The 13,005-nt window shown below is 40.8% G+C and carries 14 protein-coding genes; 12 read left to right on the top strand and 2 right to left on the bottom strand.

All coding sequences use genetic code 11. The features are described from left to right. Positions 1-7: 7 nt before the first annotated feature. Positions 8-295: a DUF3270 domain-containing protein gene (locus N8M66_RS01015; protein WP_261045066.1), complete on the bottom strand. Its 288-nt coding sequence runs from the start codon at positions 293-295 to the stop codon at positions 8-10. Positions 296-653: 358 nt separating this feature from the next. Between N8M66_RS01015 and N8M66_RS01010 the strand changes: the two genes are divergently transcribed. The 9 genes from N8M66_RS01010 to deoD all read left to right on the top strand — a co-directional run bounded on the left by N8M66_RS01010 (position 654) and on the right by deoD (position 9,397). Continuing rightward, positions 654-1,709, top strand: a complete 1,056-nt coding sequence (locus N8M66_RS01010; protein ID WP_261045065.1) for an ABC transporter permease — start codon at positions 654-656, stop codon at positions 1,707-1,709. A 13-nt stretch (positions 1,710-1,722) separates the two neighbouring features. Further along, complete coding sequence (locus tag N8M66_RS01005; RefSeq protein WP_261045063.1) at positions 1,723-2,403, top strand: ABC transporter ATP-binding protein; 681 nt, start codon at positions 1,723-1,725, stop codon at positions 2,401-2,403. A gap of 125 nt (positions 2,404-2,528) precedes the next feature. Continuing rightward, positions 2,529-3,458 carry a peptidase U32 family protein gene (locus N8M66_RS01000; RefSeq protein WP_261045060.1) on the top strand — a complete coding sequence of 310 codons (930 nt, stop codon included), beginning with the start codon at positions 2,529-2,531 and terminating at the stop codon, positions 3,456-3,458. Positions 3,459-3,563: 105 nt separating this feature from the next. Beyond that, the gene (gene rpiA / locus N8M66_RS00995; protein ID WP_261045058.1) at positions 3,564-4,247 is read left to right on the top strand and encodes a ribose-5-phosphate isomerase RpiA; all 684 of its coding nucleotides are present in this window, start codon (positions 3,564-3,566) and stop codon (positions 4,245-4,247) included. 14 nt (positions 4,248-4,261) lie between these two features. Further along, positions 4,262-5,473: a phosphopentomutase gene (locus tag N8M66_RS00990; RefSeq protein WP_261045057.1), complete on the top strand. Its 1,212-nt coding sequence runs from the start codon at positions 4,262-4,264 to the stop codon at positions 5,471-5,473. 1 nt (position 5,474) lies between these two features. Further along, positions 5,475-6,035, top strand: a complete 561-nt coding sequence (locus N8M66_RS00985; RefSeq protein WP_261045055.1) for a DUF1697 domain-containing protein — start codon at positions 5,475-5,477, stop codon at positions 6,033-6,035. Continuing rightward, positions 6,032-6,841: a purine-nucleoside phosphorylase gene (locus N8M66_RS00980; RefSeq protein WP_201058096.1), complete on the top strand. Its 810-nt coding sequence runs from the start codon at positions 6,032-6,034 to the stop codon at positions 6,839-6,841. Before N8M66_RS00985 ends, N8M66_RS00980 begins: the two co-directional genes overlap by 4 nt. Before the next feature lie 2 nt (positions 6,842-6,843). Continuing rightward, positions 6,844-8,127 carry a chloride channel protein gene (locus tag N8M66_RS00975; RefSeq protein WP_261045051.1) on the top strand — a complete coding sequence of 428 codons (1,284 nt, stop codon included), beginning with the start codon at positions 6,844-6,846 and terminating at the stop codon, positions 8,125-8,127. Between the two features lie 559 nt (positions 8,128-8,686). Next, positions 8,687-9,397, top strand: coding sequence for a purine-nucleoside phosphorylase (deoD, locus tag N8M66_RS00970; protein ID WP_000022091.1), 711 nt, complete (start codon positions 8,687-8,689; stop codon positions 9,395-9,397). A 32-nt stretch (positions 9,398-9,429) separates the two neighbouring features. On the opposite strand, the gene pavA is transcribed toward deoD, so the two are convergent. Further along, positions 9,430-11,085, bottom strand: coding sequence for an Rqc2 family fibronectin-binding protein PavA (pavA, locus tag N8M66_RS00965; protein WP_070478905.1), 1,656 nt, complete (start codon positions 11,083-11,085; stop codon positions 9,430-9,432). Between the two features lie 104 nt (positions 11,086-11,189). On the opposite strand from pavA, the gene ybeY reads away from it, so the two are divergent. The 3 genes from ybeY to era are packed head-to-tail and all read left to right on the top strand — an operon-like array spanning position 11,190 to position 12,979. Further along, the gene (ybeY, locus tag N8M66_RS00960; protein WP_000275156.1) at positions 11,190-11,687 is read left to right on the top strand and encodes an rRNA maturation RNase YbeY; all 498 of its coding nucleotides are present in this window, start codon (positions 11,190-11,192) and stop codon (positions 11,685-11,687) included. Continuing rightward, on the top strand, positions 11,668-12,063 hold the full coding sequence (locus N8M66_RS00955) for a diacylglycerol kinase family protein (protein ID WP_000378165.1): 396 nt from the start codon (positions 11,668-11,670) through the stop codon (positions 12,061-12,063). The genes ybeY and N8M66_RS00955 overlap by 20 nt, the downstream gene beginning before the upstream one ends. A 16-nt stretch (positions 12,064-12,079) precedes the next feature. After that, on the top strand, positions 12,080-12,979 hold the full coding sequence (era, locus tag N8M66_RS00950; protein WP_070478908.1) for a GTPase Era: 900 nt from the start codon (positions 12,080-12,082) through the stop codon (positions 12,977-12,979). Positions 12,980-13,005 lie beyond the last annotated feature (26 nt).

Genomic DNA, 13,005 nt, shown 5'->3' with positions numbered 1-13,005 from the left:
TTTGGATTTATCTTCTACGTTTTCGTTTGATAATAGTTCGTTGAATTTTTAAAACAAGTAAGCTGGATCCGATTGCTGCGGCAAATGCAAGAGCAGTTGATAATTTTAATGCTAAAAAGATAAAACTAAAGATAGCAATACAGATACAAAAAACAGCGATATTAACAAAAAATAGGATTTCCTTGAGATTGGCATCAGATTGCGCTTCAGGTGTATAATCTTGATAGCGAGGAACCTGCTGGCTTAATTCTTCTTGATAGTCTACCTCATAGGATTGTAATTTTCTTACGGGCATTATTCTCTCCTTAACAGTACATACCTATTTTATCATTTTTTCAGCAGAGAATTATTACAGAAAGGTTACAATAAGAATAAAGTCCCTTTTCAAAATCACTTTTCTTGACACCATAATGTGAAAATGATAGGATGGATAGACACTCGATACTTATTAATATTCATAATTGATTATATTCCTAAGAAAATAGAGCTACCAATTGATTCATTTTTAGGAAAATTATTTCCTTATTTTCTTTATTTTATTTAATTTGATTAGTGAGATTTGTTTTGAATACAGAGACAGATTTTCTGTCTCCTATTTTTATAGTAGTGAGGTGTCTAATTGATACCTCTTGGAAAAGTTAAAGGAGATAAGCATGTATCTTGCTATCAAAGAAATATTACGAAACAAACTTCGATATAGTTTGATTCTAACTACTATTTTTCTTATCGCTTTTATGGTATTTTTTATGACCAGTCTAGCTCTTGGTCTTGTGCGAAACAACCGGGCAGCTATTGATAATTGGCAAGCGACGGGTGTAGTTTTATCTGACTACGCAAATGATAATTTGACAGCATCCTTTATTCCTGAAAAGGACTACAAGGATAAGAGTTCTAAAAAGGCTACTCCACTGGGCTATATGTTCGCTGTGACCAATCTTGTCGATGGTAGTGAAAAGGTCAATGTTTCCATTTTTGCTCAGGAGTGGGACTCTTTTATCTCACCTAGTTTGACGGAGGGACGTTATCCTGAAGGAGATGATGAGGTGGTCGTGGATCAGTCTTTTGAAAACTATGGGATGAAGCTAGGTGATGCTATTCAACTCAATGGAAGCGAGGCAAGTTACAAGATTGTAGGTCTGACCCAAGGAAATAAGTTTTTCACAGAGCCTGTTATCTTTACGAGTCTGACAACTTATTGGATCTTGCAAGGAACCTTAAAAGCTAATAAATCCATCTCTGCCTTGGTATTGAAAAATGACATAGAAGTGGCTGGCGACGGACTGAAACAGATTTCCATCCCAAAAATGATTTCGAAAATTCCTGGTTACACACCTCAGGTTAATGTATTTTCAGGAATGATTCTTGCTATGATTGTCATCACAGGCTTGATTGTGGGTATATTTGTTTATATCATTACGATACAAAAACTAGGACTTTATGGAATAATGCGGGCTCAGGGAATACAGATCAAAACCATTGTATGGTCTCTTTTCTGTCAAATCTTCTTCCTAGCTGGTATGGGGATTGCTTTAGCCTTGCTGGCTGTTGGAGGAGTGATTTTAGTCTTGCCAGCTACCTTCTTTTTCTACCCAAGTTGGTTAGCCTATTCTGTCCTAAGCTTGGTGATTTGTTTGATGGCAATGCTAGGTGGTGTCATTTCACTTCCACGCTTGCTAAAGGTGGACCCGATTACTGCGATTGCAGAATGATAAGGAGAATAGTATGACAGCATTGATTGAAATGACTCAAGTGACAAAAACCTACGGGGAAGGAAAGATGGAAGTCATAGCTCTACATGAGACGAATTTTCAGCTAAATGCGGGAGAGTTCGTAGCTATCGTTGGGCCTTCAGGTTCTGGAAAGACGACCTTTCTAACAACTTTAGGACAACTTCAGGAAGCATCGAGTGGAAAGATTCTAGTAAAGGGGAAGGAAACAGGCAATTTGACGGAGAAGGAGAAAACAGACCTCCGTTTTAGAGAGTTTGGCTTCATTCTCCAGGCGTCAAACTTAATTCCTTTTCTAACGGTCAAGGAACAGCTGGATTTGATTGACAGACTAGATAAGGGAAAAAATAGTAAAAGTGATCGAAAAGAGCTCTTTGACTTGTTGGATTTGGAAAAAGTACAAGATCAGTATCCCAAGGCATTGTCAGGTGGAGAACGTCAACGTGCGGCCATTGCTAGAGCGCTTTATAACAATCCAAGCATCGTTCTTGCAGATGAGCCGACAGCCAGTCTGGATACCCAGCGTGCTTACCAAGTAACGGAGATGTTGGCTGCCATTGCCCATGAACAAGGTAGAGGAGTTGTTATGATTACACATGATACACGACTTCTTGATAAGGTTGACCGTATTTATATCATGAATGATGGTCACCTAGTTGAAGAAACACATGCATAAAAAGAGAGTGAACGGTGTTGGTTACTGTTCACTTTTTAATTTCAAAATTTAAAAATAAGACTTACTTTTTGTAAAACTCCCAGTATTCATAGCTGATTTTGCAGAAATGTGGTATAATTTTTCTTATGGAAAAGATTATCATTACAGCAACTGCTGAAAGTATTGAACAAGTTGAACAACTACTCGAAGCTGGCGTAGACCGTATCTATGTCGGTGAGAAAGATTTTGGCCTTCGTCTGCCAACAACCTTTAGTCATGACCAATTGCGTGAAATCGCTAAGCTGGTTCACGAAGCTGGTAAGGAATTGATTGTTGCAGTCAATGCCCTCATGCACCAAGATATGATGGACCGTATCAAACCTTTCCTCGATTTCTTGGAAGAAATCAAGACAGACTACATTCCGATTGGGGATGCAGGCGTTTTTTATGTGGTCAATCGCGATGGTTATTCATTTAAGACTATCTACGATGCCTCAACTATGGTAACTAGTAGCCGTCAGATTAACTTCTGGGGACAAAAGGCTGGTGCCTCTGAGGCTGTTTTGGCGCGTGAAATTCCATCTGCTGAACTTTTCAAAATGCCAGAGATTTTGGAAATTCCTGCTGAAGTTTTGGTTTATGGTGCTAGTGTTATTCACCATTCTAAACGTCCACTCTTGCAAAACTACTATAACTTCACGCATATCGATGATGAAAAGACCCGTAAACGTGACCTCTTCTTGGCTGAACCAAGCGACCCAGAGAGCCACTACTCCATCTTTGAAGACAATCATGGTACTCACATCTTTGCTAATAACGACCTTGATTTGATGACCAAATTGACAGAATTGGTAGAGCATGGTTTTACTCACTGGAAATTAGAAGGTCTTTATACACCTGGTCAGAACTTTGTTGAGATTGCAAAACTCTTTATCCAAGCGCGTAGCTTGATCCAAGAGGGCAACTTTAGCCATGACCAAGCTTTCTTGCTGGATGAAGAAGTTCGCAAGTTACACCCTAAAAACCGTTTCCTTGATACAGGATTTTATGACTACGATCCTGACATGGTTAAATAGGACATCAAAACCCGAAATAAAAATGTTCGGGTTTTTCCAGTGTATCCATGAAATAAAAAGGGATACATGTTATAATAAAAGTAGCTCTTTAATGGAGGTGTTTGAGTGGAAAATCTGAAGAAAATGGCAGGTATCAAGGCTGCTGAGTTTGTCAAGGATGGGATGGTTGTCGGACTGGGAACGGGTTCTACTGCCTATTATTTTGTCGAAGAAATCGGTCGTCGTATCAAGGAAGAAGGCTTGCAGATTACAGCTGTAACGACTTCTAGTGTGACTAGTGAACAGGCTGAAGATCTTAATATACCGCTCAAGTCTATTGACCAAGTAGACTTTGTTGATGTGACGGTTGACGGAGCGGATGAAGTAGATAGCCAGTTTAACGGAATCAAAGGTGGTGGTGGTGCTCTCCTGATGGAGAAGGTTGTGGCAACGCCCTCAAAAGAATATATTTGGGTAGTGGATGAAAGCAAGCTGGTAGATAAACTAGGTGCTTTTAAACTGCCAGTGGAAGTAGTTCAGTATGGTGCAGAACAGGTCTTTCGTCGTTTTGAGCGCGCTGGCTATAAACCAAGCTTCCGTGAAAAAGATGGCCAACGTTTTGTGACCGATATGCAGAACTTTATCATTGACCTTTCCTTGGATGTCATTGAAGATCCAATTGCTTTAGGGGAGGAATTGGACCATATCGTTGGTGTCGTGGAGCACGGATTATTCAACCAAATGGTTGATAAGATAATCGTTGCTGGACGAGATGGGGTTCAGATTTTAACTTCAAGCAAAGCAAAATAATAAGGAGACACATTATGTCAAAATTTAATCGTATTCACTTGGTGGTACTAGATTCTGTGGGAATCGGTGCTGCACCAGATGCCAATAACTTTGTCAATGCAGGGGTTCCAGACGGAGCTTCTGACACACTGGGACACATTTCCAAAACAGTTGGTTTGAATGTGCCAAACATGGCTAAAATTGGTCTGGGAAATATTCCTCGTGAAACCCCTCTTAAGACTGTACCAGCTGAAAGCAATCCAACAGGATATGCAACAAAATTGGAAGAAGTATCTCTTGGTAAGGATACCATGACTGGACACTGGGAAATCATGGGCCTTAACATTACAGAACCTTTCGATACTTTTTGGAATGGATTCCCAGAAGAAATCTTGACAAAAATCGAAGAATTTTCAGGACGTAAGGTCATTCGTGAAGCCAACAAACCTTACTCAGGTACAGCTGTTATCGATGATTTCGGACCTCGTCAGATGGAAACTGGAGAGTTGATTATCTATACTTCAGCTGATCCTGTTTTGCAGATTGCTGCCCACGAAGACATTATTCCTTTGGATGAACTTTATCGTATTTGTGAATACGCTCGTTCGATTACCCTTGATCGCCCAGCCCTTCTAGGTCGTATCATTGCCCGTCCATATGTTGGTGAACCAGGTAACTTCACTCGTACAGCAAATCGTCGTGACTTGGCTGTATCTCCATTTGCACCAACTGTTTTGGATAAATTGAACGAAGCTGGCATCGATACTTATGCTGTTGGTAAAATCAACGATATCTTTAACGGTGCGGGTATCAACCATGACATGGGCCACAACAAGTCAAACAGCCACGGAATTGATACACTCTTGAAGACTATGGGACTTGCTGAGTTTGAAAAAGGATTCTCCTTCACAAACTTAGTTGACTTTGATGCCCTTTACGGCCACCGTCGTAATGCTCATGGTTACCGTGATTGCTTGCATGAGTTTGATGAACGCTTGCCTGAAATTATCGCAGCCATGCGAGAAAATGACCTTCTCTTGATTACTGCGGACCATGGAAATGACCCAACTTACGCAGGAACGGACCACACTCGTGAATATATTCCATTGTTGGCCTACAGCCCTGCCTTTAAAGGAAACGGGATCATTCCAGTCGGACATTTTGCAGATATCTCAGCGACTGTTGCCGATAACTTTGGTGTGGAAACTGCCATGATTGGGGAAAGTTTCTTAGATAAATTGGTATAAGATGACACGCTATGCTTTACTGGTAAGGGGCATTAATGTCGGTGGGAAAAATAAAGTTGTCATGGCGCAACTTCGTCAAGAATTGACAGAGTTGGGACTGGGAAAGGTTGAAACATACATCAACAGTGGCAATATTTTCTTTACTTCGACAGATGCCAAAGCCCAATTGGTTAAAAAATTAGAGGATTTCTTTGAAGTCCATTATCCATTTATTCAAAGCTTTTCCCTACTGAGTAAAGAAGACTATGAAGCAGAAGTGGAGTATCTACCAGATTGGTGGAATGAAGACTTGGCACGAAAAGATGTCCTTTTCTACACAGAGGGTTTGAATGTGGAGCAAGTCATCACGATAGTTGAAAGTTTGGAATTGAAAGATGAAATCGTTCATTTTGGAAAACTTGGAATTTTCTGGGGGAAATTCTCTGAAGAATCCTACTCTAAGACTGCCTATCATAAGTACTTGCTCAAGATGCCTTTTTATCGTAACATCACCATTCGCAATGCAAAAACCTTTGACAAAATTGGTCAAATGCTAAAAACTAATAAAGGAGACATACAATGACATTTTTAGATAAAATCAAGGAAACAGCTGCTTTCCTGAAAGACAAGGGAATCCAAGCGCCTGAGTTCGGTCTAATCCTTGGATCAGGTCTGGGAGAACTTGCAGAAGAAATCGAAAATCCTGTTGTAGTAGACTATGCTGAGATTCCAAACTGGGGTCGCTCTACAGTAGTCGGTCACGCTGGTAAATTGGTATATGGTGATCTTGCAGGTCGCAAGGTCTTGGCTCTTCAAGGGCGTTTCCATTTCTACGAAGGAAATCCTCTGGAAGTTGTGACTTTCCCAGTTCGTGTCATGAAAGTTCTTGGATGTGAAGGTGTCATTGTAACCAATGCTGCAGGAGGTATCGGCTACGGTCCTGGTACTTTGATGGCTATCTCAGACCATATCAATATGACGGGGCAAAACCCATTGATGGGTGAAAACTTGGATGATTTTGGTCCTCGTTTCCCAGATATGTCTAAGGCCTACACACCAGAATACCGTACTACTGCCCATGAAGTGGCTAAAAAGCTTGGTATCAAGCTTGATGAAGGTGTCTATATCGGTGTAACTGGTCCGACTTATGAAACACCAGCAGAAATTCGTGCCTATAAGACATTGGGAGCAGATGCAGTTGGTATGTCTACTGTTCCTGAAGTGATTGTTGCTGCCCACTCAGGTTTGAAAGTTTTGGGAATTTCATGTATTACTAACTTTGCGGCTGGTTTCCAAGAAGAACTTAACCACGAAGAAGTTGTAGAAGTGACCGAACGTGTTAAAGGTGACTTTAAAGGCTTACTTAAAGCGATTCTTGCAGAATTGTAATCATGTTAATAGAATTGAGGAGTATTTTTCGAAAGATTCCTTATAATTTTAGATTATTCCTAGCAGTAATTCTGCAAGGAATAGTTTCGGGTTTATCTGGTATATTTCTCCATTATCTTTTAGAGATAATAGAGGGTCTAGCTTTTGGTCAGTCAGAGCATCATAGTAGATTTTTGACAGATGGAGTTTCCTCCTCAAGGATAGGACTAAGTTTAATAATTGTTGGTCTTGGCTCATCCTTGGTCTGGAATTTCTTGCAAAAAGGGTCGAAGATTTATTCCATCAAAGCTCAGATGAAGGATGAGACTTCACAATACAAGCTTCATTTTCTAAAACAGCTATTTCATTCAATTTGGCAGATCATTGCAGTTGGAGGGGGAGCTCCTATTGGCAAAGAAGCTGCACCACGAGAGATTGGAACTCTATTTGCAGGACCAATTGGAAAAATATGTATACTGTCTATGAAGGATTGTATCTTTCTCCTTGCTTGTGGTGCTGGTGCTGGTTTAGCAGCTGTCTATCAGGTTCCATTAACAAGTGTTTTCTTTGTTTTTGAAACTCTAGGAATTGCTCTATCTATTAAACGATTTGTCTTAGTCGGTTTGACTACCTATGTTTCAACCTATATAGCAGGCTTGGTTATTTCAGATCAGGCTCTTTACCAGATTCCAGCTATCACATGGTCACTAAAGGAAGTGTGGATTGTACCTTTATTACTTCTTTTCTTAACCCCACTAGCTTGGCTTTTTGGTCGCTTAAGTAAGGCAGCATCTTCAAACAGAATAAAAGATAAACGAATACTTCTCACATTGCCCTCAGCTTTTCTTTTTCTTGCTGGATTGGCAAGTTATTTTCCACATCTACTTGGAAATGGACGTATGATGGCTCAGGAAGTATTAAATGGTAGCAATGGCAAAACAGTACTCCTTTTGTTTATCTTAAAAGCATTGGTCGTTCTTATTACTCTTTGGGCAGGAGCCTATGGTGGTACTCTTACGCCATCTTTTGCCTTGGGGATGGTTGGAGCTGGTCTCTTGGGCGTGATTCTAGGTTTGGACAGTCAGCCAACCGTTTTACTTTTGGGATCGGTTTGCTTTTTGTCTGTGACCTTGAGGGCGCCCTTTTCTGCAACTGGATTAGTAATAGGTTTCACTGGGCTAGGTATAGTTTCTCTTCCGTATCTCTTAGTAACAGCTGTTTTAGCCTATGAATTTGCAAAAATGTTAGACCGCTTTCCTTGGGCTAGCATACTGTGTCAGAAGTCAAGGAATAAAGTAATTAGGTAGGAAATGCCTGTTTCTTCTAATCAAGGATTTATCTTAAAAGGTTAAAAACTATTGTCAGTTTATCAATAACTGTTTTAAATAAAAATGTAGTAGCCCTATTGGAATCTTGATTGAATACTATTTTTCCTAACTATGAAATATAAAAATAAAAAAGAGAAAGGTAGAGCTTGTGTTCTGATTTGAACACGAGCGGAAAACTTTTCTAAAAACTTAGAAGAGAAGGGGGAGTTCGGATTTGAATAGAGGCCGCTCTAATCTTCTCAATATCATCAAAATTAAGAAAGAAAGGATGGGTAAACCGTATTTGCTGAACTGAATACGGGCGGAGAACTGTGTAAAAAAGATAAACTGTTTAGCATCTGCGATGCGTCATCAGTTTCCTATTTTTACTTTATTCTCTGTCGCTATCCTGAATATAAAAAAAGAAAGGTAGAGTGAGGTGTTCTAATTTGAACACGAGCGGAAAACTTGGAAAATAGATAATCTGACTGAGAAATCAGGATTTCTCGTCAGATTCCTAATTTTCAGTCGTTTTCTTGTCGCTCTTTGTATCATAATTATGTCTATCCATATTGCTGCTCAGCAGGGTGAAATTGCTGATAAAATTCTTCTTCCTGGGGATCCTCTTCGTGCGAAGTTTATTGCGGAAAATTTCCTTGAAGATGCTGTTTGTTTTAACGAAGTGCGTAACATGTTTGGTTACACTGGTACTTACAAGGGCCACCGTGTATCAGTCATGGGAACTGGGATGGGGATGCCATCTATTTCGATTTATGCGCGTGAGTTGATTGTGGACTACGGTGTGAAGAAATTGATTCGTGTGGGAACTGCAGGTTCTTTGAATGAAGATGTCCACGTTCGTGAATTGGTTTTGGCGCAGGCAGCTGCAACCAACTCTAACATCATCCGCAATGACTGGCCACAGTACGATTTCCCACAAATCGCTAGCTTTGATTTGCTGGACAAGGCCTACCATATCGCCAAAGAACTTGGTATGACCACCCACGTTGGGAACGTTTTGTCTTCTGATGTCTTTTATTCAAACTACTTTGAAAAGAACATCGAACTTGGTAAATGGGGAGTCAAGGCTGTGGAAATGGAAGCAGCAGCTCTTTACTATCTTGCTGCTCAACACCATGTTGATGCTTTAGCTATTATGACTATCTCTGATAGCTTGGTCAATCCAGATGAAGACACGACTGCAGAAGAACGCCAAAATACCTTCACTGATATGATGAAGGTTGGTTTGGAAACCTTGATTGCAGAGTAAATTGTAAAAGAAAATCCTGATTTCAAGTAAAATCAGGATTTTTTCATGGATGCAATTTTTTCTGGGTCTGGTGTGACACGGAGGGTCTTTTGCCCGGTGTAGGTGACAAAGCCTGGTTTTCCGCCAGTTGGTTTATTGAGTTTTTTGACTTCTATCATGTCAACCTGCACCAGATTTGACAGACGACCTTGAGAGAAGTAGGCGGCTAGCTCTGCTGCGTCTGTCTTGACTTCATCAGATGGGTCAAGGTTGCCTGAGATGACAACGTGGCTTCCAGGGATATCCTTGGCATGGAACCAAAGTTCCTCCTTGCGGGCCATTTTAAAGGTAAGCTCCTCATTTTGCAAGTTATTGCGTCCGACATAGATGATGGTCTTGCCATCGCTGGCCAGATACTGTTCTGGTTTTTTTCGTTTCTGGATTTTCTCCCGCTGTCTTCTGCGGATAAAGCCTGTTTGGATCAATTCTTCACGGATTTCAGCGATTTCTTCTAGTCCAGCTTGGTTGAGGACCGTTTCTACACTTTCCAGATAGAGAATGGTTGCCTTGGTTTCTTCAATCAGATCAGTCAAATATTTGACAGCTTCTTTTAATTTCTGATAGCGTTTGAAATAGCGTTGGGCATTCTGGTTGGGAGTCAAGGCCTTATCAAGAGCAATGGTGATAGGTTGGTTAGTATAGTAGTTGTCTAGGATAACCTGGTCTTGGTCGTTAGGCACTTGATGGAGGAAGGTTGTCAGCAATTCTCCTTTTTGACGAAATTCTTCAGCGTTGTCTGTCGCCAGTAACTCTTTTTTCTGTTTTTTTAGCTTATGTCGATTTTTTTGAAGTTCATTTTCAACACGACGAATGAGTTCACTGGCTTGCTGTTTGACGCGGTCGCGCTCAGCCTTATCCTTATAGTAGGTGTCCAACAAATCAGAAAGACTGGCAAAAGGCTCTCCCACCTGATTTACAAAAGGAACTGGACTGAAGGAAGTCTCAGTCAAGCATGGTTTGGTTTCTTGATTGAAAAAGTTTCGGAAAGTGGAAAGTTTTTCACTAACCAGTATGCTTTCCAATTCATTTGCCGTATCGCGTCCCAGACCTTGAAAGAGGCTTTGAAGATTTTTAGCTGTCGTTTCCTGTGTTTGCAGGATTTCAAAGAGTTTCTCGTTCTTGATTGTAAAAGGATTGAGAGATTCCGTACTTGGCGGAGCGATGTAGGTCGACCCAGGAAGCAAGGTACGGTAGCTATTTTGTGAAAAGCCAACATGTTTGATGACTTCGAGGATTTTGTGGCTGCTTTTATCGACCAGTAGAATATTACTGTGTTTACCCATGATTTCGATAATCAAGGTAGCCTGAATATGGTCTCCAATCTCGTTTTTATTAGAAACCGTAATTTCAACAATACGGTCATTTTCCACCTGCTCAATCGATTCAATCAGGGCACCCTGCAAATATTTTCTCAAAACCATGATAAAGGTAGAAGGTTGAGCTGGATTTTCAAAAGTCGTTTGGGTCAGCTGAATGCGTCCAAAAACAGGATGGGCAGAAAGGAGCAGGCGATGGCTTTGGCGATTGCTGCGGATTTGCAAGACCAACTCTTGTTCAAAAGGCTGATTGATTTTCTGAATGCGACCGTTCACTAACTCTCTTTGCAATTCCTCAACCATGTGGTGTAAAAAAAATCCGTCAAATGACATCGTTCTCTCCTTGTGATTGTATTCCATAGTATTATATCAAAAAGGTAGAATAAAATCATGGAAATGTGGTATAATAAAGCCAAGTAAAGAGAAACGAGAAGCACATGTATATTGAAATGGTAGATGAAACTGGTCAAGTTTCAAAAGAAATGTTGCAACAAACCCAAGAAATTTTGGAATTTGCAGCCCAAAAATTAGGTAAAGAAGACAAGGAAATGGCAGTTACCTTTGTGACTAATGAACGTAGTCATGAACTCAATCTGGAGTATCGTGACACGGACCGTCCGACAGATGTCATCAGCCTTGAATATAAGCCAGAGTTGGAAATTGCCTTTGACGAGGAAGATTTACTTGAAAATCCAGAATTGGCAGAGATGATGTCTGAGTTTGATGCCTATATTGGGGAACTGTTCATCTCTATCGATAAGGCACATGAGCAGGCTGAGGAATATGGCCACAGCTTTGAGCGTGAGATGGGCTTCTTGGCAGTACACGGCTTTTTACATATCAACGGCTATGATCACTACACTCCGGAAGAAGAAGCGGAGATGTTCGGTTTACAAGAAGAAATTTTGACAGCCTATGGACTCACAAGACAATAAACGAAAATGGAAAAATCGTGACCTGATATCCAGTTTAGAATTTGCTCTCACAGGAATTTTTACTGCCATCAAGGAAGAACGCAATATGCGAAAACATGCAGTGACGGCTCTTGTAGTCATTCTTGCAGGTTTTGTTTTTCAGGTGTCACGAATCGAATGGCTCTTTCTCCTATTGAGCATTTTCTTGGTAGTAGCCTTTGAGATTATCAACTCTGCTATTGAAAATGTAGTGGATTTGGCCAGTCACTATCACTTTTCCATGCTGGCTAAAAATGCCAAGGATATGGCGGCTGGCGCGGTATTAGTGGTCTCTCTTTTCGCAGCCTTAACAGGTGCATTGATTTTTCTCCCACGAATCTGGGATTTAATATTTTAAACAGTAAGAGGAAATTATGACTTTTAAATCAGGCTTTGTAGCCATTTTAGGACGTCCCAATGTTGGGAAGTCAACTTTTTTAAATCACGTTATGGGGCAAAAGATTGCCATCATGAGTGACAAGGCGCAGACAACGCGCAACAAAATCATGGGAATTTACACGACCGATAAGGAGCAGATTGTCTTTATCGACACACCAGGGATTCACAAGCCTAAAACGGCCCTTGGAGATTTCATGGTAGAATCTGCCTATAGCACTCTTCGTGAAGTGGACACCGTTCTTTTTATGGTGCCTGCGGATGAGGCGCGTGGTAAGGGAGACGACATGATTATCGAGCGTCTTAAGGCTGCCAAGGTCCCTGTCATTTTGGTGGTGAACAAGATTGATAAGGTTCATCCAGACCAGCTTTTGTCTCAGATTGATGATTTCCGTAATCAGATGGATTTCAAGGAAATTGTTCCAATTTCAGCCCTTCAGGGAAATAATGTCTCACGTTTAGTTGATATTTTGAGTGAAAATCTGGACGAAGGTTTCCAGTATTTCCCGTCTGATCAAATCACAGACCATCCAGAACGTTTCTTGGTTTCAGAAATGGTTCGCGAGAAAGTTTTGCACCTAACTCGTGAAGAAATTCCGCATTCTGTTGCGGTGGTTGTTGATTCTATGAAACGAGATGAAGAGACAGACAAGGTGCACATTCGTGCAACCATCATGGTCGAGCGTGATAGTCAAAAAGGGATTATCATCGGTAAAGGTGGCACTATGCTTAAGAAAATTGGGACTATGGCCCGTCGTGATATCGAACTCATGCTAGGGGATAAGGTTTTCCTAGAAACTTGGGTCAAGGTCAAGAAAAACTGGCGTGATAAAAAGCTAGATTTGGCTGACTTTGGCTATAATGAAAAAGAATACTAAGTAGAGGTGGGCTCATGCCTGCTTCT

It is taken from the genome of Streptococcus mitis, from assembly GCF_946188585.1.
Lineage (GTDB): Bacteria > Bacillota > Bacilli > Lactobacillales > Streptococcaceae > Streptococcus > Streptococcus mitis_DG.
Note: the sequence above shows the minus strand (reverse complement) of the source record. Positions and strands in the feature narration are given on the sequence as shown.

What these genes read in the sequence shown, in the direction of transcription:
- era (WP_070478908.1), top strand. Translation starts at nt 12,080, where the DNA reads ATGACTTTTAAATCAGGCTTTGTAGCCATTTTAGGACGTCCCAATGTT.
- N8M66_RS01000 (WP_261045060.1), top strand. Translation starts at nt 2,529, where the DNA reads ATGGAAAAGATTATCATTACAGCAACTGCTGAAAGTATTGAACAAGTT.
- pavA (WP_070478905.1), bottom strand. Translation starts at nt 11,085, where the DNA reads ATGTCATTTGACGGATTTTTTTTACACCACATGGTTGAGGAATTGCAA.
- N8M66_RS00985 (WP_261045055.1), top strand. Translation starts at nt 5,475, where the DNA reads ATGACACGCTATGCTTTACTGGTAAGGGGCATTAATGTCGGTGGGAAA.
- deoD (WP_000022091.1), top strand. Translation starts at nt 8,687, where the DNA reads ATGTCTATCCATATTGCTGCTCAGCAGGGTGAAATTGCTGATAAAATT.
- N8M66_RS00975 (WP_261045051.1), top strand. Translation starts at nt 6,844, where the DNA reads ATGTTAATAGAATTGAGGAGTATTTTTCGAAAGATTCCTTATAATTTT.
- N8M66_RS01015 (WP_261045066.1), bottom strand. Translation starts at nt 295, where the DNA reads ATGCCCGTAAGAAAATTACAATCCTATGAGGTAGACTATCAAGAAGAA.
- N8M66_RS00955 (WP_000378165.1), top strand. Translation starts at nt 11,668, where the DNA reads ATGGACTCACAAGACAATAAACGAAAATGGAAAAATCGTGACCTGATA.
- ybeY (WP_000275156.1), top strand. Translation starts at nt 11,190, where the DNA reads ATGTATATTGAAATGGTAGATGAAACTGGTCAAGTTTCAAAAGAAATG.
- N8M66_RS00990 (WP_261045057.1), top strand. Translation starts at nt 4,262, where the DNA reads ATGTCAAAATTTAATCGTATTCACTTGGTGGTACTAGATTCTGTGGGA.
- N8M66_RS00980 (WP_201058096.1), top strand. Translation starts at nt 6,032, where the DNA reads ATGACATTTTTAGATAAAATCAAGGAAACAGCTGCTTTCCTGAAAGAC.
- N8M66_RS01010 (WP_261045065.1), top strand. Translation starts at nt 654, where the DNA reads ATGTATCTTGCTATCAAAGAAATATTACGAAACAAACTTCGATATAGT.
- N8M66_RS01005 (WP_261045063.1), top strand. Translation starts at nt 1,723, where the DNA reads ATGACAGCATTGATTGAAATGACTCAAGTGACAAAAACCTACGGGGAA.